Here is a 25,867-nt window from a genome sequence, read left to right on the forward strand (position 1 = left end):
GCCCCGTCACGCCGCCCTCGAAGCGGGTACCGGCACTCTGGCCGACCTGATCGCTGACGCGCGGGCGATCCCCGCCGCGGCGTACGGGGTGTCCAAGTCAGCGACGAAGCAGGTCATCGACCTCACCGCACCCGCCCGCGCATGGGTGGTCGCGATCCCCGACGCGGCAGCAACAGCCTTCGCCGACTACCTCACCTAACCCAGCAACGCTCCATTGCTGGGGAATCTGCCCAGCAACGGGCCATCGCCTGGTCGAAAGCCACAGCAACGGAGCGTTGCTGGGTGGGGGGCCGCGGTGGGAGGGCTCAGCTGAAGGAGTCGCCGCAGGCACACGAGCCCGTGGCGTTGGGGTTGTCGATCGTGAAGCCCTGCTTCTCGATCGTGTCGACGAAGTCGATCGTCGCCCCGGCGAGGTAGGGCACGCTCATCCGGTCGACGACGACCTTGACGCCGCCGAAGTCGGTGAACGTGTCGCCCTCGAGCGTGCGCTCGTCGAAGAACAGCTGGTAGCGCAGCCCCGAGCAACCCCCGGGCTGGACCGCGATCCGCAGCGCGAGGTCGTCGCGGCCCTCCTGCTCGAGCAGGCTCTTGACCTTGACCGCAGCGGAGTCGGAAAGCACGACCGACTGGGTGGTCTCGACGCTGGTGTCCTGCACCGTCATTTGGGGACGCTCCTCGGCTGACTGCTGGTGGTTCCACTGTACGCAACCACGCCCGTGCGGGCACTGTTCCCGTTCAGCGAGTCCAGGCTCGGGCAATCGACGCGCCGAGCCGCCGTACGCCGGCAGCCCCCGCGGCCAGCGCCGCCTCGGCCGATCCCAGCTCCTCGGCGACGGACCAGACCTCGTCGATCCCGTGAGCGGCGGCGTCCCGGCTGCCGATCTGCGCCTGGCCGGCTGCCACCACACACGGCACGCCCGCTTGCTGCGCCCGCTGCGCCACGCCGGAGACCACCTTGCCGCGCAGCGACGTCGCGTCGAATCGTCCTTCGCCGGTGACGACGAGATCGGCGCAATCGACCGCCGCCGCCAAGCCGACCGCGGCCATCACCACGTCGGCGCCGGAGCACCGCCGCGCGCCGAGCGCGAGCAACCCGAACCCGAGCCCGCCCGCTGCGCCAGCGCCCGGCTGGTCGCGCAGGCCCCGCATGCCGACCGCGGCCTCGACCAGGTCCGCCCAGCGCTCGAGCGCGGCGTCGAGCGCCATCACCGCGGCGGTGTCAGCGCCCTTCTGCGGTCCGTAGACGGCGGACGCCCCGTACAGCCCGAGCAACGGGTTGTCGACGTCGGTCGCCACGATCAGCTCGACTCCCGGCGCCGCCGGCGGGGTGACCGGCGCAAGCTCGCCTAGCGCGATCCCACCACCGCGAAGGTGCGCGGCCGGCTGCGCCCCAAGGGCAGCCCATAGCCCAGCGCCGCCGTCGTTCGTCCCCGAACCGCCGAGGCCCACGACCACGGTCGTCACTCCCCCGGTCGCCGCGGCTGCCGCGACCAGCTGACCGACGCCGTACGTCGTCGCCGTTCGCACGTCGCCACCGAGCTCCTGCAGCTCCGCCAAGCCGCAGGCACCCGCCGACTCGACGTACGCCGTCTCCCCCGCGACCAGGAACTCGCGGGTGCGGACCAGGCCGGTCGGACCCTGCGCTGCGACGCCGACCAGCCGCGACCCGGCGATCACCGCGAGAGCGTCGAGCATCCCCGGCCCGCCGTCGGAGACCGGCGTGAGCACCAGCTCGTCGTCGGGCGCGACCTCGTGCCAGCCGTCGGCGAACGCGGCGGCCGCGTCAGCCGCTGACAACGTGCCGCCGAACGAATCGGGCGCAACGACAACTCGCATGACGCCATCTCACCCGACTGCTAGGCAGGACCCATGGCCGAGGTGACCCTGCGACCCGCGACGCGGGCCGACGCCGACGAGTGCGTGCGAGTCCAGCTGGCGGCCTTCGCCGACCTCGACCGCCGGATGCACGAGCCGGAAGAGCAGGTGAGTGAGGTCCAGCGGACCCGAGCTCGCAGCCGGATCGAACACTTCGTCGAGCACGACCCGGAAGGCTCCTGGGTGGCGGTCGCCGACGGCGCGATCGTCGGGTGCGCGTTCGCGTTGAAGCGGGACCGCCTCTGGGGGCTCTCGCTGCTGGTCGTCGACCCCGCGGCGCAGTCGGTCGGCGCCGGCCGGCGGCTGATCGACGCGACGCTGCGCTACGCCGAAGGATGCGACCGCGCGATCATCCAGTCGAGCAGCGACGCCCGGGCGATCCGCACCTACGCCACAAGCGGGTTCGAGCTCTACCCGCAGGTCACCGCGAAGGGCCGGCCGTCGATGGCGGCGGCGCCGCCGTCGGTCACGCGAGTCCGAAACGGTACGACGCAGGACCTGGCGTTCGCCGACGGCATCGACCGCCGGGTCCGCGGCGCCGGACGCGGACCAGATCATGCGTGGATCGCCGGGTTCGCGCCGATGTACGTCGTCGACGACGCCGACGGACAGGGCTACGCCTACCTGCGTGACGCGGACGTCTACCTGCTGGCAGCGACCGACGACGACACGGCGAGCGCCCTGCTCTGGCGGTGCCTCCAGCACAACGCCGAGCTGGGTCTCGACGCCACGGTTCCCCACATCACCGCGGAGCAGCAGTGGGCGGTGAGGGCAGCGCTGGCCGCCGGGCTGGCGATCCGGCCCGACGGGCCGGTGTTCTGGCGCGGGATCACCCCGCCGCGGGCGTACCTGCCGTCGGGGGCGTACCTCTAGCCCCGGTTCACGAGCGCAGGTTCGTCACCCAGGCGAACTCGGTGCCGGTCAGCCCGAGCGATCGGGCGCTGCCGTCGAACCACAGCTGTGCGTCCGTGGTCGGTCGCTGGGTGGGCACGTCGTCCTCGGCGTGCTTGCCCAGCACCCACTTGCCGGGCTGGTAGACGACGTACCCGTCGGATCGCCCGAGCACGGTGATCACGTCGGAGGCGACGAGCTGCCAGGCGCCGTTCACGTAGCGCACCAGGTCGGAGCGCGTCCCGGACCTGCTGGACCCGTAGACGGTCAGCCAGGGCACGTCGTCAGGCCCGACGAACGTGCCGTCGTTCATCTGCCACGCCGTCGAGCCAGTGGCGTAGTGGCCGAGCGGCGTGCGCGCGCTGTTGTCGTCGAGGGCGTAGTCGTCGAAGTCGCTGGCCTGGGTGCCGTAGAAGCCCTCGTCGTCGCCGACCTCGACGAGCAGCTGTTTGCCGTCGGAACTGGCGAGCTCCCCGGCCAGGTAGGGCAGGGACTTGCTGCCGGCGTAGCGGTGGACCGACACGTGTTGCCCGGAGAAGGAGTTGAGCCGCACCGTGCTGCTCGTCGGCGTACCCCGCTTCGAGCTGTGGGTGACCTGGTCGATCACGCCGTGCGGGTAGACGGCGTCGGGGTAGTTGGTGTCCGCGACGGTGACGAGGTGCGGCTTCGGCTTCAGCACCAGGCGCGCCGCCCGCTCGCCCTTGCCGATGACGACCAGAGTGTCACCGGCGAAGCCCAGCGGGTAGCTCGCATGAGTCAGCCGGACCTGCCGGCCGGTCACGACGTCCATCGCCACGACGGCGATGCTGCCCGTCTTCGGATTCGACTCGAGCCATGCCAGCCACGTCCCGTCCGACGACGCCTCGAGGTTGCTGGCCGTCGTCACGCCGCGCGGCTGCGCGGTCGGCGCGATCCGATCCGGGCTTCCCGTCGATGCGTCCGAGGACACGGGTACGACGTAGACACTGCCCTGCGAGATGTAGGCGAGCTCCCCTACCGACGACGCGCTCGCCCGCGCCGTCACGGGAGACACCACGGCAACCGCGCTCGCGGCCATGACTGCGGCGGTGGCCCACCTGCCGGTGCGCCCGCTCACAGCGGGGTGCTCGATCCCGACCCGGAGACCACCCCGTTGACCCAACTCAGCTCACTGCCCTGGATGTCGATGGGACCGATCTCCTTGTCGTCGAACCACAGCTGCGCATCAGCGGTGGGAACCGGGTTGAAGTCCTCGTCGGGACTCTGCTTGTCGAGCACCCACTTGCCGGGCTGGACCACCGCGTAGCCCAACGGCGAGCCCGCGACGGTGATCGCATTGCTGGCCACGAGGTGCAACCTGCCGTCGACGGCGCGTACGACGACGCCACGCACTGTCTTGCCGTAGTCGTGCAACGCCAGCCAGGCCTCGTCATTCGGCCCGACGAAGGTCGCGGTCTGCAGCCGCCAGTCGGCGGCGTTCGTGCCGTAGTGGCCGAGCTGCCGGCGGGGATATCCGGGGGCCAGCGTGTACTCGTCGAAGTCCGAGCTCGGGCCGATCCCGTCGAAGTCCTGATGGTTGCCGCGCTCGACCAGCAGCTTCTTGCCGTCGGGGCTGACCGCGTCGATGTTCGCAGTGACGTTGCGGTAGTCACGGCCGATGACGTAGCGATGCAGCAGGGTGTGGTCACCGGAGAAGGTGGTCAGCCGCAGGTTCTCGCGGTCCACCCGACCGTCGCCCCGGGACGCCACGTCGACGACCCCTTTGGAGTACGTCGCGACGGCGTACGCGTTGCCGGGAAGCCGCACGTAGTGCGGCTTCGGCGTCATCACGAGTCGCTCGGTGTAGCCGCCGATCGAGACCAGGGTGTGCCCGGAGAAGCCGAGCGGGTAGACGCTGTTGCCCAACGTCGTGATCGTCCCGTCGACGTTGTCGCGCACCACGGTGCGGCCGCCGACCTCGACCTTGCCGTACCGCTTGTTGGGCTTGTCGATGGTCTCCGACCACGCCATCCAGTGCTCGTCGGCGGACACGACGACGTCGCTCACCTCGACGTACTTCGGCGCGGCGACCTTCGTCACCGGGGCGATCTGCACCGGAGCGCCAGACGTCGAGCCGTCGCTCATCACCCCGACGAGGTCCAGCTGCCCCGACGCGGTGACATAGGCCAGCTGACCGGCCGGCACCGCTGCGGCGTGGGCGACGCCCGGGACCAGCGGCGTCAGAGTGGTCAGCGCTGTGACGGCGACCGCTGCCACGACACGTCCGGGCGGTTTCATGGCGCGATCCTGGTGCCCTCAGGTGAGCCCGTCAACGGCAACGAGCGGCGCATACTGCTGGTGATCTTCAACGGGAGGGTGACGTGGCGGCTGTCGTGTGGAAGGACGAACCCGAGGAGCACGACTACCCGGCGGCCGAGGCGTACCTCTCGCTGCTCGCAACGCCAGGCGTGGCACGGACACTGGCCGGCAAGCTCCAGACGGCGCCGCTCGTGCACCAGAAGGCGAAGGACATCCTTCGTGCCGCGCAGCTCGCCCTGCTGCCCACCGACAACGCGCACGTGAAGGCCGACCTGGCCAAGATCAAGGACGGCAAGCGCCTCTCGCCGATCCTGCTGATCCGCGGAAACCTCACGACGGGCACGCCGCTGCAGGTCGCCGACGGTTACCACCGGGTGTGCGCGAGCTATCACGTCGACGAGAACACCGACATTCCCTGCCGCATCGCCGACGCCTGAGCGCCGCACGCCATGACCTTCACCACGCTGGCGCTGATCGTCACCGTCGGCATCGCCGGACCCCTGCTCGCCCTGCCGCGCCAGTGGCATCTGCCGGTCGTGCTCGGCGAGCTGGTCGCCGGGATCCTGCTCGGCCCGACCGGTAGCGGGACCCTGCACGCCACCGACCCGTCGTTCACGCTGCTCGCCGACGTCGGCTTCGCCCTCGTCATGTTCGTCGCCGGATCGCACGTGCCGGTCCGGGATCCCGCCATCATTCGGTCGCTGCGCACGGGTGGCCTGCGCGCGGTCGGCGTCGCGGTGGTGTCGATCCCGCTGGCGCTCGCGATCTCACACGGATTCGGCACCGGACACACCGCGCTCTACGCGGTCCTCATGTCCTCGTCCTCGGCCGCGCTGATCCTGCCGATCGTCGACTCGCTCGGGCTCGGCGGCGAGGCAATCACCGCGGCGTTGCCGCAGATCGCCCTTGCCGACGCCGCGTGCATCGTCGCGTTGCCGCTCGCGATCGACCCGTCGAGAGCGGGCCGCGCCTCGCTCGGAGCGCTCGCGGTCATCGCCTGCGCCGCCGTGCTGTACGTCGCCCTCAGCTACGTCGAGAAGAAGGGCTGGCGTCACCGCGTCCACGAGCTGTCAGAGGAACGGTCCTTCGCCCTCGAGCTGCGGATCAGTCTCGCGATCCTGTTCGGCTTGGCGGCCGTCGCCACCAAGACGCACGTGTCGATCATGCTGGCCGGCTTCAGCTTCGGCATCGCGGTTGCGGCCGTCGGTGAGCCGCGGCGGCTTGCCAAGCAGCTGTTCGCGATCACCGAAGGCTTTCTCGGCCCGCTGTTCTTCGTGTGGCTCGGCGCCTCGCTGGACATCCGCGCGCTCGGCAGCCATCCGAAGTTCATCGCTCTCGGCGTCGTTCTCGGCCTGGGAGCCGCGACGACGCACACGGCGATGGCCGTCACGAAACAGCCGATCGCGGTCGCTGCGTTGTGCTGCGCGCAGCTCGGCGTACCGGTTGCGGCGGCGACCCTCGGCACCCAGTTGGGGCTGCTCGCGAATGGTCAGCCGGCCGCGCTCATCCTGGGGGCGTTGGTGACGATTGCGATCGCGACGCTGTCCGGCGGCGTGCTCGCACCACGAACCGGATCAGCAGCACCACCAGGACCACCGCAACCGCAGCCGCGAAGTACCCCGAGTAGGTCACGATCGTCGTGACGTGACTGCCGGCGGCGTCGCTGAGCGCCGTCCAGAAGCCGATCCAGATCACCGCGCCCGCGGTGCTGAACAGCATGAAGCGCCGGAACGTCATGTCGGAGATGCCCGCGAGGATGCCCATCGCCTGGCGTACCCCGTCGATGAACCGGCCGACGAGCAGCACGAGCCAACCGCGGCGGTTGAAGAACGTCTCGGCCTTGTCGAGCCGCTCCTCGGTGAGCAGGACGTACTTCCCGTAGCGCTCGACCAGCGGGCGCCCGCCGTACACGCCGATCGCGTAGCCCGCCGCGCTGCCGACCATCGAGGCGACGAGCCCGACGATCGCCACGGCGACGATGTTCAGGCTGCCGGTCCCGGCGTAGAGCGCCGCCGCGATCAGCACGAGCTGGCCCGGGAGCGGGACTCCCATGTTCTCGATGAACAGTGACCCGGCGACCGCGTAGTAGCCGTAGTGGCGCAGCGTGGGCTCGAAGTGCTGGAGCCCGCCGGGCAGCGGAGACGGCGACGGCGACGGCGTCGCCGTGACTGCCCCCCAGATGTCGATCACGTCGCGGCTATTGACTCACAGACCCGGTGCTCCCCACACCGGGAACCACCGAGACAGGTCTTGCTCCACCTTGAGGTCGTGGCCGAGCTGTTCTTTGATCTGTAGCTCGCGCATGTTGTCGCGCTTGTCCTTGCCGACCGGCGCGAACGGGTACCACGCCCCGCGCTTGTAGAGATAGATCAGGCCGATCGTCGGCTTCTCACCGTCGCTGAAGGCGACCAAGGTGCACAGCAGGGCTGGCCCGAAGCCGGCTTGGTCGAGGGTCGAGTTGACGGCGTGGAGGTCGGTGATCAGCCCCGAGATGTCCGCCGGCGTCGTACGCCGCGTCAGCCAGGTGAAGCCGAACGAGTCGGTGGACTCCTCGTACTTTGCGGCGCCGCTCGCATCCCCGACGGTGAGCAGCTGCTGGACCTCGTCCCGCAGCCCGGCGAACGCGCCGCCCTCAGCCGGCTTCACGCACACCGACCCGACGCCGGTCGGCCGCAGGTTCGCGGCCGCCTGAAGCGTCACCGCGGCGCTGGGCAGCGCGAACAGGTCGTCGAGGTCGGGCAACGCCCGCCGGCTTCGCCCGAAGACGGTGTCGAGCAGTCCCATCCGAGTCCGGCTCAGGCGGGCTGGCCGAGCTGCGCCGAGATCTCGGCGAGCTGCTGAAGGCGGCGCTCGAGCGACGGATGTGTGGCGAACAGCGACGAGATCGAGAACCCGTTGGCCAGCGCGGGAGTGAAGAAGAACGCGTTGAAGGGCTCGGCATGGCGCAGGTCGTTGGTCGGGATGCGCGCCATGTCACCGGTCACTTTCTGCAGCGCGGATGCCAGCGCGGACGGCCGGCCGGTCAGGATCGCACCCGACCGGTCGGCAGCGAGCTCGCGATAGCGCGACAGCGCACGGGTGAGCAGGAACGAGATCGCGTAGACGATCATCGACACCAGCATGACCGCGAACATCATCGCGGCGGTGTTGTCCTGACTGTTGTTGTTGCGGTTGCTGTAACCGCCGCCGAACCCGCCGAACATCTCGCTGTAGAACATGAATCGGGTCAGCAGGCCGGCGGCGACACCGAGGAACGAGGCCACTGTCATCACCGCGACGTCGCGGTGGGCGACGTGCGACAGCTCATGCGAGAGCACGCCTTCGAGCTCGTCGGTGTCGAGGCGTCGCAGGATGCCGCTGGTCGCGCAGACGACGGCCCGGTTGGGGCTGCGGCCGGTCGCGAACGCGTTGGGAATGTCGGTGTTGGCGATCGCCACTCGAGGCTTCGGCATGTCCGCGAGCGCACACAACCGGTCGACGACGCCGTGCAGCTCGGGTGCCTCTTCGGGTGTCACGATGCGGCCGTGCATCGCGTAAAGCGCGATCCGGTCGGAGAACCAGTACTGGCAGAACAAGACGATCAGCGCGATCACGATGACCGCGCCGGCGTTGATGCCTGACGCGATCAGTGCGGCCATGACGCCGACGTACAGCGCGCCGATCAAGAAGATCGTGAACGTCATCCGGGCCGTGAGGTTGTGGTCCGGTTTGATGCGGGTTGTTGCCATCAGTCTGGGATCAGTCCTTCGTCGGTGAGAAGCGCCTTGACCTCAGCCAGCGATGCGTCGGCCGAGGGCAGGATCAGCTCGGACGGCACGATGTGGTCGTCCGGCAACGGCGTACCCAGATCGCGCACCTTCGCAAGCAGCTCGCCGAGCGCGACATCGAACGCCTCGACGTCGTCGGCCTCGCAGGCGGCCATCAGGGCGGTGTCGAGCTCGTTGAGCGCGTCGTGCCCGGAGTCCGGTACGTCGAGTTGGCCCTCGCCGAGGATGCGAACGATCATGACTTCGTCTCTCCCCCGGCCGGAAGCGCTTTCTTGAGGTTCGCGAGCTCGAGCTCGATGTCGGTGTTGGCCGCGCCTCGGTCGAGCTCGGCCTGGATGTCGTCCTTGCCGCCCGGAATGCTCGCGTCGTCGAGGGCCCCGGAAGCAAGCAGCTCGTCCACCGCGCCGGCCCTCGCCTGCATCTCCTGGGTCTTGTCCTGGGCGCGCTGCATCGCCATGCCGACGTCGCCCATCTCCTCGGAGATGCCCGAGACGGCTTCGCCGATCTTGGTCTGCGCCTCCGCCGCGGTGTAGGTCGCCTTGATGGTCTCCTTCTGCGTACGGAAGGCGTCGACCTTGGCTTGCAGCTTCTGCGAGGCCTGGGTGAGCTTCTCCTCCTCGGCCTGCAGCTGAGCGTGCTGGGTCTGCAGATCGGCGAGCTGCTGGTTGGCGGTCGCACGGCGGGTCAGCGCTTCCCGGGCGAGGTCGTCGCGACCTTGGCCGACCGCCTGCTGCGCCTGCGCCTGGAGCTTGTCGGCGCTGGCCTGCACCTGCTGCATCTGCAGCTCGATGCGCTTGCGGCTGGTGGCCACGTCGGCAACGCCGCGCTTGACCTTGGTGAGCAGCTCGAGCTGCCTTTCGTAGGAGTAGTCCAGCGTCTCCCGCGGGTCCTCGTGCCTGTCGAGGATCTTGTTCGCCTTCGCCCTGAGGATCAGGGACAACCGCCGACCCATGCTCATGCCGTCCGACCTCTCTGCATCGCGGCGCGACGAGCGTCCGTGATCTCACCCTAGTCGGGTTGCTGAACACCGCCTGAGCGCTTCGCCTACGGCGAAAGGACGCTTCGTACACTCACGACGTGCCGTTCGGACGCTCGAAGTCGACCGCTGCCGAGAACACGTCCGCGGATCCGGTCGACTCCGAGGGCGCCAGGTCCGAGAGCGGCGGGTCCGAGGCCGGCAAGGGGCGGCCGACCCCGAAGCGTGCCGACGCGCGCAAGGCGCGGCGGATGGCCGGCACGTCCGGCGGCGCCGCCGGCCGCGGCGGGTCGGGTGCCGACGCGCGGGCACGCGCCCGGGCCGAACGGCAGCGTCAGCGAGAAGCGCTGTTGACCGGCGACGAGCGCAACCTGCCTCCTCGAGACGCCGGGCCGGAGAAGCGGCTGGCCCGTGACGTCATCGACGCGAAGTGGACCGTCGGACAGATCTTCATCCTGGTCGTGTTCGTCGAGTTCGTGCTCGCGGCGTTCGTGGACAGCCGGCCGGTCCAGGAGGTGCTCAACCTCGCCGGGCCGATCAGCCTGCTCGTGATCGGCGTCGACAGCTACCGCCACGGGCGCGCGGCCAAGAACGCGGTGGCGGCGAAGTTCGGCGCCGGGCGGACCCAGGGCGTCGCGACGTACGCGTTCGTGCGCGCGATGCTGCCGCGCCGGTTCCGCCGGCCACCGCCGAAAGTCGCCCGCGGCGGCACCCCGCTCTGAGCCCTCCCAGGCCGATGGCCCACCTTCCGCGGCTTACTCGCTCAGCGACATCGGGCCGTACACCTCACGACCGTCTTCGAACAGCGTGACCTGGGCGACACCGGCCGCTGCCAGCTCACGCCAGGCCTCGCCGATCCAGGTCTCGGCGTCGGCCTGCGTCGGAAAGGACTCCGCGGGCAGTTCGCCGTCGTCGAGCGCGACCGCGTCGGAGTTCTCGAACCGCCAGGCCCACGCCACACCCCAACCCTATTCACCCCCCACCTTCACCCAGCAACGCTGCGTTGCTGGGGCAACTCCCCGGGTAAAGGAGCGTTGCTGGGCAAAAGCCACAGCGACGGAGCGTTACTGGGGCGAAAGGCACAGCGACGGAGCGTTACTGGGCGAGGACGGCGCGGGCGATCTCGCGGGCGATCAGGTACGGCGTGGTCTGGCCCTCGTCGATGATCATCGTGGTGCCGTCGGCGTACAAAGCCTCCCGGCCGGCGTAGAGCCGTCGCATCGCAACCGCGGGCGACTCCCCGAGCCACGGCCGGTCGGTCCCGGCGACCCGCTTGGCGAGGATCTCGATGTCCGCGCGCAGCCAGACCACGAAGCCGCTGCGGTGCAGCCGGTCGAGATCGAGCGGATCGGTGACGATCCCACCCGCCACGCCCGCGATCAGCGGGCCACCCTCGGACAGCGCGACGTCGAGCGAAGCCGACTCGGCGCGGCGAAGCGCCAGGACGCCGTCTTCTTCCTGCACCCGCCTGGTGTCCTTGCCGACGGCTCGGGCGAGCAGCTCGTCGTTGTCGTAGTACGGCCAGCCCAGGACGGTCTCCAGGGCCCGGCCGACGGTCGTCTTGCCGGCGCCCATCATCCCGATCAGCAGGACGCGGTCGTACCGCGGGACGCTCACCTCACGCGCGACGCAACGAACGGCGGCTTCACAACCTGCATCATCAACGGCTTGCCGCGCACGTCAACCTTCACCCGGTCGCCCTCCCCAACGGCGCGCGACAGATAGGCAAGGGCGATGCCGGCCTTCAGGGTCGGTGAGAACGTGCCGCTCGTGATCTCCCCCAGGTCGTCGTCGGCGAGTGAACGCACCGCCATGTGCGCGCGCGGGATCCCGCGCTCCTCGGTACGCAGCCCCCACAGCAAGCGGGGCGTGCCGACCTCCCGCTCCCGGGTGATGACGTCGCGTCCCCAGAACTCCGGCTTGTCCCAACCGACCGCCCAGCCGAGGCGGGCCTGGACCGGGGTGGTCGCCACCGTCAGGTCCTGACCGTGCAACGGATATCCCATCTCGGTACGCAACGTGTCGCGTGCGCCCAGACCGCACGGCATCCCACCCAGCGCCTGGGCGGCGCCCAGTACGGCGTCCCACAGCTCACCGGCGACGTCGACCGTCGGCATCAGCTCGTAGCCGTGCTCGCCGGTGTAGCCGGTCCGGCACACCACGACGGGCGCGCTCCTGCCGTTGGCGCCACGCCAGTCGACACGTGCAAAGGCCATGTAGTCCATCGCGGACGGCAGGTTGACCGCGGCGAGGACCTCCGCCGACTTCGGGCCCTGCACGGCGATCGTCGCGAGATAACGGTGCACGTTGGTGACCGCGACGTCGTCGGGCTTCTCGTCACACAGCATGCGTACGACGGCGTCGGTGTTGGCCGCGTTCGGGACCAGGAACAGGTCCTTCTCCTCGCGGTAGACGATCAGGTCGTCGACCACCCCGCCGGTCCCGTCGTCACAGCACATCGTGTACTGCGCCTGACCGGGGCCGATCCGGTCGAGATCGTTCGTCAGGCACGAGTTCACGAACTCGACGGCGCGAGGCCCGCTGACCCGCAGCTTGCCGAGGTGGCTGACGTCGAAGACGCCGACCGTCGTACGGGTGGCGGTGTGCTCCTCGACGACACCGGCGTACGACAACGGCATCGACCAGCCACCGAAGTCGGCGAACTTCGCTCCGAGCGCCCGGTGCCGGTCGGCGAGTGGGCCCTCGATCACGGCGGCCTCGCTGGTCGCGGCTGCGGTCATGATCGGCGACGCTACCTCTCCTGCTGTGGTGGGCGAACGGCACATAGGTCACCTAGGTAGTGCCCCAGCTGTACGCCGGTGCCACCCGTACGGCCACAGCAATACCGATGTGCCATCCGCTCACTAGCATCGCGGGGCATGACCCGGCTCTCGTTGACCTCGGTTCGGCTCTCTGACGTGGACGCCGACGCGCTGATCATCGGCGTCGCCCGCAAGGGCCGCTCCCTCGTCGTCGCCCCAGGCGCAGCCGATCTCGACAAGGCGCTGAAGAAGCGGCTGGAAGAGGCGCTGCAGGCGCTCGGGGCGACCGGACGGGCCGGCGAGCTCACCAAGCTCGCGACGCTCGGCGCCACGAAGGCCGCCACCGTCGTGGCGGTCGGGCTGGGCGACGCCCCGAACGGCACCGGCCGCTACCAGCCCGAGGCGATCCGCCGAGCGGCCGGAGCCGCCACCCGCACACTCGCCGGGACCAAGAAGGTGGCGACCACGCTCGCCCGGGTCAACGGCGACGACGGCTCGCCGGACGATCTCCGCGCGGTCGCCGAAGGCCTGGCGCTGGGCGGCTACACCTTCCGCAAGTACCGCCACGCCTCCGCCGCCGAGCACCGCGCGGGCGTCGGCACCGCGGTCATCTGCGTCGCGGACGACAAGGACAAGGCCGCCAAGGCCGTCCTGTCGCGTACCGCGGTCATCGCCGAGGCGGTGGCGACCTGCCGCGACCTCGTCAACACGCCCGCCGCCGATCTGCACCCGGCCGACCTCGCCGAGTTCGCGGCCGAGCTGTGCGGCGGGGCGGGCTGCGCGGTCGAGGTGCTCGACGAGCAGGCGTTGGCCGAGGGCGGGTACGGCGGCATCCTCGGCGTCGGCCAGGGCGCCGCGAACCCGCCACGACTGGTCCGGATCGAGCACGCCTGCGGCCCCGCCGGCTCCCCCGCGGTCCACCTGGTCGGCAAGGGCATCACCTTCGACACCGGCGGCCTCTCGCTCAAGCCGGCCCAGGCCATGGAGTGGATGAAGGCCGACATGGGCGGCGCGGCGTCGGTCATCACCACGATGTGGGCGCTGGCCAAGCTCGGCGTACCCGTCAACGTCGTGGGCTGGGTCGCGACCGCGGAGAACATGCCCAGCGGTACGGCGATCCGCCCCTCCGACGTGCTCACCATGCGCGGCGGCAAGACCGTCGAGGTGCTCAACACCGACGCCGAGGGCCGGCTGGTGATGGCCGACGCGATCGTGCGGGCGGGCGAGGAGAAGCCCGCCGCCATCGTCGACATCGCGACCCTGACCGGCGCCGCGCTGGTCGCGCTCGGCTCCCGGCTCTACGGCGTGATGGGCAACGACAAGGACCTCAGCGACGCGATCCTGGCCGCCGCGGCCACCGCCGGCGAGCAGGCCTGGCCGATGCCGCTGCCCGAGGAGCTGCGCAAGTCGATCGACTCCGAGATCGCCGACCTTCAGAACATCGGCGACCGGTTCGGCGGCATGCTCGTCGCCGGCCTGTTCCTCCAGGAGTTCGTGCCGGACGGGGTGGCCTGGGCGCACCTCGACGTCGCCGGACCGGCCTGGAACGAAGGCGACGCGTTCGGCTACACCCCCAAGGGCGGGACCGGTGTGCCCGTCCGGACGCTCGTGGAATGGATCTCGGCCCGAGCGCTTTAGACCCGGGTGATGGAATGGGTAGTGATGCAGTAACGCGTCACGCCCGCAAACACCCATTGCGCGCGGAGCACGACAAGGAGCCTCACCGTGGCCGACCCGCAGACCGCCGACCTCGTCATCCTCGGCGGCGGTAGCGGGGGTTATGCCTGCGCCCTGCGCGCGGCCGAGCTCGGCATGAGCGCCATCCTCGTCGAGCGGGACAAGGTCGGCGGCACCTGCCTGCACCGCGGCTGCATCCCGACCAAGGCCTTGCTGCACGCCGCGGAAGTCGCCGACGCGGCCCGCGACAGCGAGAAGGTCGGGGTGCGTACGACGCTCGACGGCATCGACATGGCCGGCGTCAACGCCTACAAGGACGGCGTCGTCTCCCGGCTCCACAAAGGGCTGACCGGTCTGATCGCAAGCCGCAAGATCACGACCGTCGAAGGTCACGGCACGCTCACGTCGTCGACGACGGTCGAGGTCGCCGGTACGACGTACACCGCGTCGAAGGCGGTCGTGCTCGCCACCGGCTCCTACTCGCGGTCCCTGCCCGGCCTGGAGATCGACGGCAACCGGATCATCACCAGCGAGCACGCGCTGGCGCTCGAGTCCGTCCCGGCGTCGGCGATCGTGCTCGGCGGCGGCGTGATCGGCGTGGAGTTCGCGAGCGTCTGGAGGTCCTTCGGAGCCGACGTCACGATCGTCGAAGCGCTGCCCCACCTCGTGCCGCTGGAGGACGAGAACAGCTCCAAGCTGCTCGAACGCGCGTTCCGCCGCCGCGGGATCAACTTCTCCGTCGGCGTTCGGTTCGCGTCCGCCAAGGTCACCGACGCCGGTGTCACCGTCACCCTCGAGGACGGCAAGACGATCGACGGCGACGTGCTGCTCGTCGCGGTCGGCCGCGGCCCGGTCTCCGAAGGGCTCGGGTACGAAGCAGCCGGGATCGCGATGGACCGCGGGTTCGTCCTGGTCGACGCGCACTGCAAGACCAACGTCCCCGGCGTCTACGCCATCGGCGACCTGCGGCCCGGGCTCCAGCTGGCGCACGTCGGCTTCGCCGAGGGAATCATGGTCGCGGAGGAGATCGCCGGGCTGAACCCGCCGACGGTCGACTACGACAACGTGCCGAAGGTCACCTACTGCGAGCCCGAGGTCGCCAGCGTCGGTCTGACCTCCGCGCAGGCGAAACAGCGCGGCATCGAGGTCGTGGAGACCACGTACGACCTGGCGGGCAACGGCCGGGCCCAGATCCTGCAGACCGGTGGCGCGGTCAAGGTCGTGGCCGCCAAGGACGGCGCGGTCCTCGGCGTCCACATGGTCGGCTCCCGGGTCGGCGACCTGATCGCCGAAGCCCAGCTGATCACGAACTGGGAGGCGCTGCCGGTCGAGGTCGCGCAGCTCATCCACCCGCACCCCACGTTGTCCGAGGCGGTGGGCGAGGCCCACCTCGCGCTCGCCGGCAAGCCCCTGCACACCCACGGCTGAGAGGCCCAACGTCGATGTCCGTCTCCGTGAAGATGCCGCAGCTCGGCGAGAGCGTGTCGGAGGGCACGGTGACCCGCTGGCTGAAGGCCGAGGGGGAACAGGTCAACGTCGACGAGCCGCTGCTCGAGGTCTCCACCGACAAGGTCGACACCGAGATCCCCTCGCCCGCCTCCGGCGTACTGACCTCGATCAAGGTCGCCGAGGACGAGACGGTCGAGGTCGGTGCGGAGCTCGCCACCATCGACGAGGCGGGCAGCGCCGCGCCGTCGCCTGCTGCGGCACCACCCGCCGCGGCGGACACGCAGCCCAAGCCGGCGCCTGCCGCACAGCCGGAGCCGGCAGCTCCCGCACCGCCGCCCCCGGCACCTGCCGCACCGGCGCCGGCGCCCCCCGCACCGGCGCCGGCACCTGCTGCGGCACCAGCCGCACCGGCCGCTGCCGAGGACGAGAGCGAGGACGACGGCCAGGGCGCGTCGTACGTCACCCCCCTGGTACGCCGGCTCGCCGCCGAGCACAACGTCGACCTGGCGACGGTCACCGGGACCGGCGTCGGCGGCCGGATCCGCAAGCAGGACGTCCTCGACGCGGCGGCGAAGGGCGCGACCACCGCACCGGCGCCGGCCGCAGCGAGCGCCGCGCCGAGCCCGGCACCCGCGGTCACGGCTGCGCCGGTCGCACCTGCGGCAGCGCCTGCGCCGGCCCCGGCCGCTACGGCCCCGGCCGCAACGGTCGCCTCTCCCGCGGCGCCCGGTGCCGCGCGGCCCGGCCGCAACCTCGAGTCGCCGATGCGTGGCAGCACCGAGAAGCTGTCGCGACTGCGCACCGTCATCGCGGAACGCATGACCGAGTCGCTGCGGATCAGCGCCCAGCTGACGACCGTCGTCGAGGTCGACCTCACCAAGATCGCCCGACTGCGCGAGCGGGCGAAGACGGACTTCGAGATCCGCGAGGGCGTGAAGCTGACCTACCTGCCGTTCTTCGCGATCGCGGTGTGCGAGGCACTGCGCGAGCACCCGGCCGTCAACTCCTCGATCGACCTCGAGGGCGGCACCGTGACCTACCACGACACGGTCCACCTCGGCGTCGCGGTCGACACCGACCGCGGGCTGCTGGTCCCGGTGCTCAAGGAGGCCAGCGACCTCAACCTGGCCGGCATCGCACGCAAGGTCGACGACCTGGCCCGGCGTACCCGGGACAGCCACATCACCCCCGACGAGCTCGGCGGTGGGACGTTCACGATCACCAACACCGGCTCGCGCGGAGCACTGTTCGACACGCCGATCATCAACCAGCCGCAGGTCGGCATCCTCGGCACCGGCGCGGTGGTGAAGCGGCCGGTCGTGATCGACGACCCGGTGGCCGGTGAGGTCATCGCGGTCCGCCACATCTGCTACCTCGCGCTCACCTACGACCACCGGATGGTCGACGGGGCGGACGCGGCCCGGTTCCTCGGCACGGTCAAAGCCCGCCTGGAAGCGGGCGAGTTCGAATCCGAGCTCGGCCTGTGAGGTGGTCCGTGCCTGAGGTTGCGCTGGGCGACGCAGGCACGGACACGTCGAGGTGCGTGGCGTGAAAGTCGTCATCACCGGCTCGTCGGGGCTGATCGGTACGGCGCTGGTCGAGTCGTTGCGCGGCGACGGGCATGACGTCGTCCGGCTGGTACGACGGGACCCGGCGGCCCCGGACGAGGCCCGCTGGGATCCGGCGGCCGGAGTCGTCGACGACGCCGCGCTGACCGGCGCGGACGCGGTTGTGAACCTGGCCGGCGCCGGGATCGGCGACAAGCGCTGGACGCCGGCGTACAAGGCCGAGGTCCGCAACAGTCGGATCGACGCCACGACGACCATCGCGACGGCGGTCGCACGGCACGGCGTCGGCGTGCTGGTGTCGGGCAGTGCGGTCGGCTGGTACGGCGACCGGGGCGACGACGTGCTCACCGAGTCCGAGCCCAGCGGGACCGGCTTCCTCGCCGACCTGGTCCGCGACTGGGAGGCCGCGACCGAACCCGCCGCGCAGGCCGGAGCCCGCGTGGTGCGGATCCGGACCGGGATCGTGCTCAGTCCCGACGGCGGCGCGCTCGCGCAGATGCTGCCGATCTTCAAGGCGGGCCTGGGCGGGCGGCTCGGCTCCGGCCGGCAGTGGTTCCCGTGGATCTCCCTCGCCGACGAAATCGCCGCGATCCGGTTCGTGCTCGACACCGGCTCGGTCTCGGGATCGCTCAACCTCTCCGCCCCCCAGCCGGTGACCAACCGAGAGCTCACCGCCGCCCTGGGGCGGGCGCTGCACCGCCCCGCGGTCGCGTTCGTCCCGCGCGTGGCGCTGCGGATCGGCCTCGGCGAGTTCGCCGACGAAGGGCTGCTGGTCAGCCAGCGCGCGGTGCCGGCGGCGTTGCTCGACGCCGGGTTCGCCTTCGGCGACCAGACGCTGGACGCCGCCCTCGGGCGGATGCTGTAGCGCTTCGCGGCTACCGCGCGACGGGGCCGAGGCCCTGCACCCGCCAGCCGTCGCCGGCGTGACGCAACGTCACCTCGAAGCTCTGCTGCCGGCCGGCCCGACGCGCGACGACGCGACCGGCCGCGTTGACGACGACGTACGGCGCGACGGTCGTCGTCACCGCGAGCTCGACGCTGACCGACGACTCGTCCTCCATGGTGATCGTGTCGAGGTGCTCGGTGAAGCCGCGGGTGTGCAGGTGCTGGCTGCGCAGCACTCCCAGCGCCGCGGCGTCGACCCGCCAGCCCTCCGAGCCCTTCGGGTAGATCTGGCGCAGCACCGACAGCCGGCCGGTGTCGAACGCGCGGTCGCGCAGCGCGAGCAGATGCGCGAGGACCGCCCGGTAGTCCTCACCGTGGTCGGCCGCGCCCGTTCCTGCCGCAACGTCACCGGAGGTGATCGACGCGGCCGCGTCCGGCGCGGTCGGCGCGGTCGAGCTCGGTACGGCGAGCCCGGTCGGCGGCACCGGCGTGGCCGGAGCGCTCGCCGGGGCGTCGGCCACCGCGGGCCGCTGGCCGAGCCTCACCCAGCCGGCTCCGGTCAGTGCGGCGAGGCCCACCGACGCGACGATGACAACGGTGAGAGCGTGGCGTCGGTACACGTGCGGTCCTTCCGTGACGGTCGCCTCGCCGCCGGGCGGCGGCGTACTGCGCTGGTCGGCAAACCGGATCGGGTCGGCGCCGGAGGACCGGAGGACGGCGGCGGCGAAGGCTGCCGCCTCGGGCCGGCGGGCCGGGTCGGGGTCGATCGCGGCCTCGATCACCGACGCCAGCCCCGCAGGCACGTCGGGTGCGAGCTCGGTGACCGCCGGCGTGGTGCCCGCCGCGTCCGGCAGGCGGGGCGCGGTGCCGGTGAGCGCGGCGTACCCGATCGCGCCGAGCGCATAGACGTCGGAGGCCAGCGTGGGGTCGCCGCCGGCCGCCGGCGCCGGGTCGCGGAAGGCCGGGTCGTCGGCGCGCCGCTCGCCGGTCGCGAGCGCCAGCCCGAAGTCGCTGAGCACCGGCCGGCCGTTGGCGGTGAACAGCACGTTGCTCGGAGTGAGGTCGCCGTGGCGCAGCCCGCGCGCGTGAGCCGCGGCGAGGCCGCGGGCGAGCGGGCCGAGCAGGGTGACGGCTTCGGGTGGGCGCAGCGCAGGGCGAGATGCGAGCAGGCCCGCGAGGCTGCCGCCGGCGGCGTAGTCGGTGACGACGACGACCTCGCTGCCGGCGAGCAGCACGACGTCGTGGACGGCGACCGCGTGGTGACCGACGGCGTCGGCGAGAGCGTCGGCCTCGGCCCGGAGCCGGTCGACCAGCGCCGGGCCGGCCGGGTCCCACAGCCGTTTCAGCGCGACCGGCTGCCCGCTGGCCTCGTGCACGCCGCGCCAGACCTCGCCGGTGCCGCCGAAGCCGAGCAGGCCGAGCAGCCGGTAGCCCGGCACGCTGAACGGCTCGTCCACGGGCGGCATCTCAGCAGCGAGGCGGGGTGCGGCGTCGAGCCCCGTCCACAGGGCCTCCGGTTTGGTGCTGCGGCATACCGTGAAGGGGTGCAGATGATCCGCGCGGGCGTCGTCGACTACGACGCGGCGTGGGAGAGGCAGCGGTCGTTGCACGCCGCCCGGGTCGCCGGGACGATCGAGGACACCTGCCTGCTGCTCGAGCACCCGAGCGTCTACACCGCCGGGCGGCGTACCGAGGCGTGGGAGCGGCCCACCGACGGCACGCCGGTCGTCGACGCCGACCGGGGCGGCAAGATCACCTGGCACGGGCCCGGCCAGCTCACCGGGTACCCGATCGTCGAGCTGCCGGATCCGATGGACGTGGTCGGGCATGTGCGCCGGCTCGAGGCGGCACTGATCGAGGTGTGCGCGGCGCTGGGCCTCGATGCAATGCGGGTCGAGGGGCGGTCAGGGGTCTGGCTGGCGGCCGCAGCGGACGGTCGCCCGGAACGCAAGGTCGCCGCCATCGGCGTACGCGTCGCTCGCGGGGTGACGATGCACGGGTTCGCGTTGAACTGCGACTGCGACCTGTCGGCGTACGACCGGATCGTGCCGTGCGGCATCCGCGACGCCGGCGTGACCTCGCTGACCGCCGAGCTCGGCCGCGACGTAACCGTCGCGGAGGTGCTCCCGCTGGTGGAGGAGCAGCTCGAATGTCACATGCGTGTCGCTATAGCGACCCCTATGTCACATGCGAGCAGCTCATGACAGTGGCGCCGGAGGGCCGGCGGTTGCTGCGGGTCGAGGCCCGCAACGCCGAGACGCCGATCGAACGCAAGCCGCCGTGGATCAAGACCAAGGCGCGGATGGGCCCCGAGTACACCGCGTTGAAGGCACTGGTGAAGCACGAGGGCCTGCACACGGTCTGCCAGGAGGCCGGCTGCCCCAACATCTACGAGTGCTGGGAGGACCGCGAGGCAACGTTCCTCATCGGCGGGGACGCGTGCACCCGGCGCTGTGACTTCTGCCAGATCGACACCGGCAAGCCAAAGCCGCTCGACCGCGACGAACCGCGGCGCGTGGCCGAGTCGGTCGCGACGATGGGTCTGCGCTACGCGACGGTGACCGGCGTCGCGCGCGACGACCTCGCCGACGAAGGTGCGTGGCTGTACGCCGAGACCGTGCGGGCGATCCACCGGGTCTCCCCGGGTACCGGTGTCGAGATCCTGGTGCCCGACTTCTCGGGCAGACCCGAGCTGCTCCAGCAGGTCTTCGACGCCGCGCCGGAGGTGTTCGCCCACAACGTCGAGACGGTGCCGCGCATCTTCAAGGCGATCCGTCCGGCGTTCCGCTACGACCGGTCGCTCGCGGTGATCACCGCTGCCCGCCAGGCCGGCCGGGTGACGAAGTCGAACCTGATCCTCGGCCTGGGCGAGACCCGTGACGAGGTCGTCACGGGTCTGCGCGACCTGCGGGAGGCCGGCTGCGACCTCGTCACGATCACCCAGGACCTGCGCCCCTCCCCGCGCCACCACGCCGTGGCCCGCTGGGTACATCCGGACGAGTTCGTCGAGCTGCGCGAGACGGCAGAGGCGATGGGGTTCGCCGGCGTACTGAGCGGTCCGCTGGTCCGCTCGTCGTACCGGGCGGGGCGGCTGTACGCGCAGGCCATCGCCCTGCGGGACACCATATCCTGACTAACTTGACCGGGTCGCTATAGTAGGCGTAGAGTTCACTCACGGGTAACGCCGCTGTCATACCGAGCGAGGAGCATGGCGACCATGCAGGAGATGCTTCGCAGCCTCATCGTGGCGATCTGGCCCTCCGGCGGGCAGGCAACCGCTCGGCGCAACGCCTGGTCGGCGATGGTCGAGGACAGCCAGCGTTCACGCGAGCGCGCCGCGGCCGACGCGAGCGTCCGGGCAGCGGTCGGCGCCGCCTCCCCCACCGCCGTCAACGGCTGAGCCCAGCCGCGCAATCGAGCCGCGGTCGCGCGGCCGGTCGGCGTAGGCCCACAGCGCAACTGATGGCCGCCCGTAGGAGGCGCCCGGTTTCCTAGAATCACCGCCATGGCCCGCCAACCGAAGAAGTCCGCCCCGCAGCCCGCCGGCCGCCGCAACGCGGCGTCGGCCGCTGCCGCCGAAGGCGCGCCACAGGGCCGCGTCGCCCAGATGCGCGGCGCGTGGAAGATGACGCGCGAGGCGGACCCGAAACTTCCGCTGAAGGTCTTCGGGCCGGCGCTCGCGGTGCTCGTGGTGCTGGTCGTGGTCGGGGTGCTGCTCGGCAGCCCGTGGGTGGTGTTCCTGCCGATTCTGGGCGTGATCTTCGGCCTGCTGACCGGTACGTCGATCTTCGGGCGGCGCGTCACCGCGACCGTTCACTCGACCCTGGAAGGTCAGGCGGGCGGGGCGGCCGGCGCGATCCAGATGATGCGCGGCGACTGGCGGCTGACCCCCGCGGTCGGCTTCACCCGCAACCAGGAGCTGGTGCACCGGGTGATCGGGCGATGTGGCGTGGTGCTCGTGGGCGAAGGACCGTCGACCGCGGCGATCCGCCAGCTGATCACCGACCAGAAGCGCCGGATCGGCCGGGTCGCCCCCGAGACCCCGATCCACGACGTGATCGTCGGCGAAGGCGAGGGCCGGGTCTCGATCCGCAAGCTTCAGTCGCACCTAGTGAAGCTGCCCCGCAAGCTGCGACCCAAGGAGGTCAACGCGGTCGAGGCGCGGATGAAGGCGCTGGGCGGCCCGAACATCCCGGTCCCCAAGGGCCCGATGCCGACCAGGATGCCCCGCAAGCAGATGCGCGGCTGAACCGGCCGTCGCCCAGGCGCTAGCGGGTGCGCAGCATCACGGTGCCGGCGGCCCGATCGCTCATCGCGCGCCCTTCGGTGTCGATCACCAGGGCGGGTGCCACGATCGCGATCAGCACGGTCCGCACCAGCACCCACCGCAGCTTCGGCTTTCCGGAGCCGGTCTCCCGAAGTACGGCGACTCCGGCGACCCGCATCCCCGGGGTCTGGCCGGCCAGCGTCACGAACACGACCTCGATGAGCAGGAAGGCCAGATACGCCGAGAGGTTCTGCCGGTCGCTGGTGTGGTAGCCGCCGTTCACGACGATCGCGAGCAGGTCGGCAAGGATCCCGTCGACGAGGAACGCCAGCAGCCGGGCACCGAAGGTCGCGATGCTTCCCGGTCCGGTTTCCGGGTAGTCCCGCTCGGCGGCGGCGTACGGCGCTTCCTTGCTCACCCGCCAACGGTAGCCAGTCGGCCATTTGCGAGATCGGCGAGGACCGATACGTTTTCTCAGACCAGATCCCGATGAAGGGCAGCAGCCGAATGTTCAGCAGCGCCGACGAGGTCCTCAGCTACATCAAGAAGAACGACGTGCAGTTCGTCGACGTACGGTTCTGCGACCTGCCCGGGATCATGCAGCACTTCACGTTCCCGGCGTCGAACTTCGGCGAGTCGGTGTTCACCGACGGGCTGATGTTCGACGGCTCGTCGATCCGCGGCTTCCAGCAGATCCACGAGTCGGACATGCTGCTGCTGCCGGATCCGTCGACGGCGTACATGGACCCGTTCCGTCAGCACCCGACGCTGATCATGAACTTCTTCATCCACGACCCGCTCACCGGCGAGGCCTACAGCCGCGACCCGCGCAACATCGCCAAGAAGGCCGAGGACTACCTGCGCGGCTCGGGGATCGCGGACACAACGTACTTCGGTCCGGAGGCCGAGTTCTACATCTTCGACGACATCCGCTATGACCAGACGCCGCACTCCGCCTACCACTACATCGACTCGGTCGAGGCAGCGTGGAACAGCGGCAACGAGGAGCCGGGCGGCAACAAGGGCTACAAGCCGCGCTACAAGGGCGGCTACTTCCCGGTGCCGCCGACCGACCACTTCACCGACCTGCGCTCGGAGATGGTGCGCCAGCTGATCGAGATCGGCATCGACGTCGAGATGCAGCACCACGAGGTCGGTACGGCGGGGCAGGCCGAGATCGACTTCCGGTTCGGCACGCTGCTAAAGACCGCCGACAACCTGATGAACTTCAAGTACGTCATCAAGAACGTCGCGCGCCAGCACGGCCGCACCGTGACGTTCATGCCGAAGCCGATCTTCCAGGACAACGGCTCGGGCATGCACTGCCACCAGTCGCTGTGGAAGGACGGCGCGCCGCTGTTCTACGACGAGGTCGGCTATGCCGGGCTGTCGGACATGGCGCGCCACTACATCGGCGGGCTGCTCAAGCACGCGCCGTCGCTGCTGGCGTTCACCAACCCGACGACCAACTCCTACCGCCGGCTGGTGCCGGGGTACGAGGCGCCGGTCAACCTGGTCTACTCGCAGCGCAACCGTTCCGCCTGCTGTCGGATCCCGATCACCGGGTCGAACCCGAAGGCCAAGCGGCTGGAGTTCCGGGTGCCGGACCCGTCGTGCAACCCCTACCTCGCGTTCTCAGCGATGCTGATGGCGGGCCTCGACGGTGTGGTCAACCGGATCGAGCCGCCGCAGCCGGTCGACAAGGACCTCTACGAGCTGCCGCCGGACGAGCTCGCCGCCGTACCTCAGGTGCCGGGGTCGCTCGAGGCCGTGCTCGACAACCTCGAGGCTGACCACGACTACCTGCTGCAGGGCGGCGTCTTCACCCCGGACGTCATCGAAACGTGGGTCGAGTACAAGCGCGAGCACGAGGTCGACGCGATCCGCCTGCGTCCGCACCCCTACGAGTTCGCGCTCTATTACGACATCTGAGGCCGGATTTGAAGATCGTTGATCATGTCCTTGACCTGCAGATGTGCTGTTTCGGCGGCCGGACTTACCGACCGGATCACGGCAGGTTGATATCGTGATATCATCTGCGGATGGCCCAACTGATCGTCCGCCAACTCGACGAGGACATAAAGCTCGCCCTGCAACGCCGAGCACGAGCGCATGACCGCTCGACCGAAGAGGAGGTGCGCGAGATCCTCCGCGCCGCCGTCGGGGCATCGTCGCCCGGCCCGGTAAGACTTGGCTCGGCGATCGCTGACCGGTTCCGGGGACACGGCCTGCGTGACGACATCGCCGAGTTGCGCGGACAGCCGGCACGTCCCGCCCAGTTCGACAAGTGATCATCCTCGACACCAACGTCCTGTCGGCGCTGATGCGCGACCGACCTGACCCCGCCGTCGTCAACTGGCTCGATGCCCAACCTGCCGAGTCGGTCTGGACCACCAGCATCACCGTGCTCGAAGTCCGGATGGGCCTCGAGTTCATTCGCACCAGCCGGCGCCGTACCCGACTGGAAACCTCCTTCGACCAGCTCCTGCAAGACGACCTGGACGGCCGCGTCCTTGCGTTCGACACAGCCGCCGCTAACGCAGCCGGGATCGCTCTGGCCGAAGCCCAGCGACATGGCCGCTCCACCGAGATCCGCGACGGGCAGATCGCGGGCATTGCCCTGGCCCGCCGCGCCACGGTCGCGACCGGCAACGCCCGGCACTTCGAGCCGCTTGGCGTGACCGCCGTCGATCCATGGAATCTCGCTGACTGATCCGGGCCACAGCGGCTTGATGCCGATCGCTCACGGTCGATGCGGAACTCCGAGCAACCAACGAGCAACCCAAGATCATCCGCTCGGGTAGCGCGCAGATCAGCGTGCAATGGGCGGCCGGTCCCCGCTCAATCACGACATCCGCCGAACAACTCGCCAACAAGCGGCGCGGACGAGGCCGCCCTCCCCTGGGCAACCAGGCGAAGACGGTGGGGTCGGTCCGCCTCGACCCTGCGCTGCGCGAGCAGGCAGCCCAACGCGCCGACGGCGTCACGGTCTCCGAAGTCGTGCGACGAGCACTCCGCGAATGCCTCCGCAGCGCCTGACCTTCGCTGACGGCGCGGTTCGCGACCTGGACCTACCGGAGCGACTGGCAAGTGGACGACGAACTCGGCACTTCGTCCGGCCGAACGGCGCAGCCCTCGCGCCGGACGCGATCGACGAGCGCGCCGCCCAGGCTGTCTTACCGGCCGTCGCTACTGGCGTGGCGTGGCGTCGCGGCTCTGGTGATGAACGCGAGTGATGCGGGTACGAGATCGCAATGGACGTCGAGATTCCTACAGACGCCGACCCTGAGATCAGTCGCCATGTCGTGGCCATCCGCGACCGCTTCGGGATCGACGGGTTGCGCAGCGCCGCAAAGCTGATTGCGATCGAAATCGAGATCTTCAGTGACAGCTATGAGGAGCTGCCCGGCGGCTGACGGCGCCGTCCGCCGCTGCCGACATCCTTCGCGACCGGACTAAACGGGCCGTCTCGC

General features: G+C 70.5%; 30 protein-coding genes and 1 pseudogene. 17 read left to right on the forward strand and 14 right to left on the reverse strand.

All coding sequences use genetic code 11. From position 1 onward, the window contains the following. The coding region (locus VG899_11235; GenBank protein ID HWA66930.1) for a hypothetical protein at positions 1-199 on the forward strand (199 nt) is incomplete at its 5' end. A gap of 106 nt (positions 200-305) precedes the next feature. Here VG899_11235 and erpA read toward each other — a convergent pair. Beyond that, on the reverse strand, positions 306-662 hold the full coding sequence (gene erpA, locus VG899_11240) for an iron-sulfur cluster insertion protein ErpA (GenBank protein HWA66931.1): 357 nt from the start codon (positions 660-662) through the stop codon (positions 306-308). Positions 663-735: 73 nt separating this feature from the next. Further along, on the reverse strand, positions 736-1,836 hold the full coding sequence (locus tag VG899_11245) for a glycerate kinase (protein HWA66932.1): 1,101 nt from the start codon (positions 1,834-1,836) through the stop codon (positions 736-738). 33 nt (positions 1,837-1,869) lie between these two features. Between VG899_11245 and VG899_11250 the strand changes: the two genes are divergently transcribed. Then, on the forward strand, positions 1,870-2,748 hold the full coding sequence (locus VG899_11250; GenBank protein ID HWA66933.1) for a GNAT family N-acetyltransferase: 879 nt from the start codon (positions 1,870-1,872) through the stop codon (positions 2,746-2,748). Positions 2,749-2,755: 7 nt separating this feature from the next. Here VG899_11250 and VG899_11255 read toward each other — a convergent pair whose 3' ends face one another. Further along, a complete protein-coding gene (locus tag VG899_11255) occupies positions 2,756-3,862 on the reverse strand; it encodes a hypothetical protein (GenBank protein ID HWA66934.1) in 1,107 nt (368 codons plus the stop codon). Then, the gene (locus VG899_11260) at positions 3,859-5,022 is read right to left on the reverse strand and encodes a hypothetical protein (protein HWA66935.1); all 1,164 of its coding nucleotides are present in this window, start codon (positions 5,020-5,022) and stop codon (positions 3,859-3,861) included. Before VG899_11260 ends, VG899_11255 begins: the two co-directional genes overlap by 4 nt. Before the next feature lie 83 nt (positions 5,023-5,105). On the opposite strand from VG899_11260, the gene VG899_11265 reads away from it, so the two are divergent. After that, entirely contained in the window at positions 5,106-5,480 is a 375-nt protein-coding gene (locus tag VG899_11265; protein HWA66936.1) for a hypothetical protein, read from the forward strand. 12 nt (positions 5,481-5,492) lie between these two features. Next, entirely contained in the window at positions 5,493-6,686 is a 1,194-nt protein-coding gene (locus VG899_11270; protein ID HWA66937.1) for a cation:proton antiporter, read from the forward strand. Positions 6,687-6,717: 31 nt separating this feature from the next. Here VG899_11270 and VG899_11275 read toward each other — a convergent pair. The 5 genes and pseudogenes from VG899_11275 to VG899_11295 all read right to left on the reverse strand — a co-directional run bounded on the left by VG899_11275 (position 6,718) and on the right by VG899_11295 (position 9,768). Further along, positions 6,718-7,095, reverse strand: a pseudogene (locus tag VG899_11275) (DedA family protein). A gap of 153 nt (positions 7,096-7,248) precedes the next feature. Beyond that, positions 7,249-7,827: a hypothetical protein gene (locus VG899_11280; GenBank protein ID HWA66938.1), complete on the reverse strand. Its 579-nt coding sequence runs from the start codon at positions 7,825-7,827 to the stop codon at positions 7,249-7,251. Positions 7,828-7,838: 11 nt separating this feature from the next. Further along, a complete protein-coding gene (htpX, locus tag VG899_11285; GenBank protein HWA66939.1) occupies positions 7,839-8,771 on the reverse strand; it encodes a zinc metalloprotease HtpX in 933 nt (310 codons plus the stop codon). Continuing rightward, positions 8,771-9,049, reverse strand: coding sequence for a hypothetical protein (locus VG899_11290; protein HWA66940.1), 279 nt, complete (start codon positions 9,047-9,049; stop codon positions 8,771-8,773). Before VG899_11290 ends, htpX begins: the two co-directional genes overlap by 1 nt. Continuing rightward, a complete protein-coding gene (locus VG899_11295) occupies positions 9,046-9,768 on the reverse strand; it encodes a PspA/IM30 family protein (protein HWA66941.1) in 723 nt (240 codons plus the stop codon). Before VG899_11295 ends, VG899_11290 begins: the two co-directional genes overlap by 4 nt. Positions 9,769-9,887: 119 nt before the next feature. Here VG899_11295 and VG899_11300 point away from each other — a divergent pair, with 119 nt between their 5' ends. After that, positions 9,888-10,508, forward strand: a complete 621-nt coding sequence (locus VG899_11300) for a DUF3043 domain-containing protein (GenBank protein HWA66942.1) — start codon at positions 9,888-9,890, stop codon at positions 10,506-10,508. A gap of 33 nt (positions 10,509-10,541) precedes the next feature. On the opposite strand, the gene VG899_11305 is transcribed toward VG899_11300, so the two are convergent. The 3 genes from VG899_11305 to gcvT form a co-directional block, all read right to left on the reverse strand. Next, complete coding sequence (locus VG899_11305; GenBank protein HWA66943.1) at positions 10,542-10,745, reverse strand: hypothetical protein; 204 nt, start codon at positions 10,743-10,745, stop codon at positions 10,542-10,544. Between the two features lie 136 nt (positions 10,746-10,881). After that, complete coding sequence (locus VG899_11310; protein ID HWA66944.1) at positions 10,882-11,403, reverse strand: shikimate kinase; 522 nt, start codon at positions 11,401-11,403, stop codon at positions 10,882-10,884. Further along, positions 11,400-12,527, reverse strand: a complete 1,128-nt coding sequence (gcvT, locus tag VG899_11315) for a glycine cleavage system aminomethyltransferase GcvT (GenBank protein ID HWA66945.1) — start codon at positions 12,525-12,527, stop codon at positions 11,400-11,402. The genes VG899_11310 and gcvT overlap by 4 nt, the downstream gene beginning before the upstream one ends. A gap of 138 nt (positions 12,528-12,665) precedes the next feature. Here gcvT and VG899_11320 point away from each other — a divergent pair, with 138 nt between their 5' ends. The 4 genes from VG899_11320 (at position 12,666) to VG899_11335 (ending at position 18,107) form a co-directional block, all read left to right on the forward strand. Further along, entirely contained in the window at positions 12,666-14,186 is a 1,521-nt protein-coding gene (locus VG899_11320) for a leucyl aminopeptidase (GenBank protein HWA66946.1), read from the forward strand. A gap of 87 nt (positions 14,187-14,273) precedes the next feature. Next, the gene (lpdA, locus tag VG899_11325) at positions 14,274-15,653 is read left to right on the forward strand and encodes a dihydrolipoyl dehydrogenase (protein HWA66947.1); all 1,380 of its coding nucleotides are present in this window, start codon (positions 14,274-14,276) and stop codon (positions 15,651-15,653) included. Positions 15,654-15,667: 14 nt separating this feature from the next. Continuing rightward, complete coding sequence (locus VG899_11330) at positions 15,668-17,161, forward strand: 2-oxo acid dehydrogenase subunit E2 (protein ID HWA66948.1); 1,494 nt, start codon at positions 15,668-15,670, stop codon at positions 17,159-17,161. Positions 17,162-17,222: 61 nt separating this feature from the next. Further along, the gene (locus VG899_11335) at positions 17,223-18,107 is read left to right on the forward strand and encodes a TIGR01777 family oxidoreductase (GenBank protein ID HWA66949.1); all 885 of its coding nucleotides are present in this window, start codon (positions 17,223-17,225) and stop codon (positions 18,105-18,107) included. Positions 18,108-18,117: 10 nt separating this feature from the next. Here the strand turns inward: VG899_11335 and VG899_11340 are convergent, their stop codons facing one another. Further along, the gene (locus VG899_11340) at positions 18,118-19,584 is read right to left on the reverse strand and encodes a protein kinase (GenBank protein HWA66950.1); all 1,467 of its coding nucleotides are present in this window, start codon (positions 19,582-19,584) and stop codon (positions 18,118-18,120) included. A gap of 93 nt (positions 19,585-19,677) precedes the next feature. Here VG899_11340 and lipB point away from each other — a divergent pair, with 93 nt between their 5' ends. From lipB to VG899_11360, 4 genes are all read left to right on the forward strand, one after another. Then, positions 19,678-20,331, forward strand: coding sequence for a lipoyl(octanoyl) transferase LipB (gene lipB, locus VG899_11345; GenBank protein ID HWA66951.1), 654 nt, complete (start codon positions 19,678-19,680; stop codon positions 20,329-20,331). Continuing rightward, positions 20,328-21,260 (forward strand): lipoyl synthase, encoded by a 933-nt coding sequence (gene lipA, locus VG899_11350; GenBank protein HWA66952.1) that lies wholly within the window; start codon positions 20,328-20,330, stop codon positions 21,258-21,260. Before lipB ends, lipA begins: the two co-directional genes overlap by 4 nt. 75 nt (positions 21,261-21,335) lie before the next feature. Next, positions 21,336-21,527 (forward strand): hypothetical protein, encoded by a 192-nt coding sequence (locus VG899_11355; GenBank protein ID HWA66953.1) that lies wholly within the window; start codon positions 21,336-21,338, stop codon positions 21,525-21,527. A gap of 105 nt (positions 21,528-21,632) precedes the next feature. Next, positions 21,633-22,376 carry a DUF4191 domain-containing protein gene (locus tag VG899_11360; protein ID HWA66954.1) on the forward strand — a complete coding sequence of 248 codons (744 nt, stop codon included), beginning with the start codon at positions 21,633-21,635 and terminating at the stop codon, positions 22,374-22,376. 19 nt (positions 22,377-22,395) lie between these two features. Here VG899_11360 and VG899_11365 read toward each other — a convergent pair whose 3' ends face one another. Beyond that, complete coding sequence (locus tag VG899_11365; GenBank protein ID HWA66955.1) at positions 22,396-22,812, reverse strand: RDD family protein; 417 nt, start codon at positions 22,810-22,812, stop codon at positions 22,396-22,398. Positions 22,813-22,901: 89 nt separating this feature from the next. Between VG899_11365 and glnA the strand changes: the two genes are divergently transcribed. The 4 genes from glnA (at position 22,902) to VG899_11385 (ending at position 25,810) form a co-directional block, all read left to right on the forward strand. Beyond that, the gene (gene glnA / locus VG899_11370; GenBank protein HWA66956.1) at positions 22,902-24,326 is read left to right on the forward strand and encodes a type I glutamate--ammonia ligase; all 1,425 of its coding nucleotides are present in this window, start codon (positions 22,902-22,904) and stop codon (positions 24,324-24,326) included. A 110-nt stretch (positions 24,327-24,436) separates the two neighbouring features. Continuing rightward, positions 24,437-24,685, forward strand: a complete 249-nt coding sequence (locus VG899_11375) for a toxin-antitoxin system (GenBank protein HWA66957.1) — start codon at positions 24,437-24,439, stop codon at positions 24,683-24,685. After that, on the forward strand, positions 24,682-25,107 hold the full coding sequence (locus tag VG899_11380; GenBank protein ID HWA66958.1) for a type II toxin-antitoxin system VapC family toxin: 426 nt from the start codon (positions 24,682-24,684) through the stop codon (positions 25,105-25,107). The genes VG899_11375 and VG899_11380 overlap by 4 nt, the downstream gene beginning before the upstream one ends. A 541-nt stretch (positions 25,108-25,648) precedes the next feature. After that, positions 25,649-25,810, forward strand: coding sequence for a hypothetical protein (locus VG899_11385; protein HWA66959.1), 162 nt, complete (start codon positions 25,649-25,651; stop codon positions 25,808-25,810). Positions 25,811-25,867: the final 57 nt, after the last annotated feature.

Source organism: Mycobacteriales bacterium (genome assembly GCA_035550055.1).
Classification (GTDB): Bacteria; Actinomycetota; Actinomycetes; order JAFAQI01; family JAFAQI01; genus DASZTV01.

Bases quoted from the DNA above. Each gene is read 5' to 3' on its own strand.
- erpA (HWA66931.1), bottom strand. From the start codon at position 662: ATGACGGTGCAGGACACCAGCGTCGAGACCACCCAGTCGGTCGTGCTT.
- VG899_11245 (HWA66932.1), bottom strand. From the start codon at position 1,836: ATGCGAGTTGTCGTTGCGCCCGATTCGTTCGGCGGCACGTTGTCAGCG.
- VG899_11250 (HWA66933.1), top strand. From the start codon at position 1,870: ATGGCCGAGGTGACCCTGCGACCCGCGACGCGGGCCGACGCCGACGAG.
- VG899_11260 (HWA66935.1), bottom strand. From the start codon at position 5,022: ATGAAACCGCCCGGACGTGTCGTGGCAGCGGTCGCCGTCACAGCGCTG.
- VG899_11270 (HWA66937.1), top strand. From the start codon at position 5,493: ATGACCTTCACCACGCTGGCGCTGATCGTCACCGTCGGCATCGCCGGA.
- VG899_11280 (HWA66938.1), bottom strand. From the start codon at position 7,827: ATGGGACTGCTCGACACCGTCTTCGGGCGAAGCCGGCGGGCGTTGCCC.
- htpX (HWA66939.1), bottom strand. From the start codon at position 8,771: ATGGCAACAACCCGCATCAAACCGGACCACAACCTCACGGCCCGGATG.
- VG899_11290 (HWA66940.1), bottom strand. From the start codon at position 9,049: ATGATCGTTCGCATCCTCGGCGAGGGCCAACTCGACGTACCGGACTCC.
- VG899_11295 (HWA66941.1), bottom strand. From the start codon at position 9,768: ATGAGCATGGGTCGGCGGTTGTCCCTGATCCTCAGGGCGAAGGCGAAC.
- gcvT (HWA66945.1), bottom strand. From the start codon at position 12,527: ATGACCGCAGCCGCGACCAGCGAGGCCGCCGTGATCGAGGGCCCACTC.
- VG899_11320 (HWA66946.1), top strand. From the start codon at position 12,666: ATGACCCGGCTCTCGTTGACCTCGGTTCGGCTCTCTGACGTGGACGCC.
- VG899_11330 (HWA66948.1), top strand. From the start codon at position 15,668: ATGTCCGTCTCCGTGAAGATGCCGCAGCTCGGCGAGAGCGTGTCGGAG.
- lipB (HWA66951.1), top strand. From the start codon at position 19,678: ATGATCCGCGCGGGCGTCGTCGACTACGACGCGGCGTGGGAGAGGCAG.
- lipA (HWA66952.1), top strand. From the start codon at position 20,328: ATGACAGTGGCGCCGGAGGGCCGGCGGTTGCTGCGGGTCGAGGCCCGC.
- VG899_11355 (HWA66953.1), top strand. From the start codon at position 21,336: ATGGCGACCATGCAGGAGATGCTTCGCAGCCTCATCGTGGCGATCTGG.
- VG899_11360 (HWA66954.1), top strand. From the start codon at position 21,633: ATGGCCCGCCAACCGAAGAAGTCCGCCCCGCAGCCCGCCGGCCGCCGC.
- glnA (HWA66956.1), top strand. From the start codon at position 22,902: ATGTTCAGCAGCGCCGACGAGGTCCTCAGCTACATCAAGAAGAACGAC.
- VG899_11375 (HWA66957.1), top strand. From the start codon at position 24,437: ATGGCCCAACTGATCGTCCGCCAACTCGACGAGGACATAAAGCTCGCC.
- VG899_11385 (HWA66959.1), top strand. From the start codon at position 25,649: ATGGACGTCGAGATTCCTACAGACGCCGACCCTGAGATCAGTCGCCAT.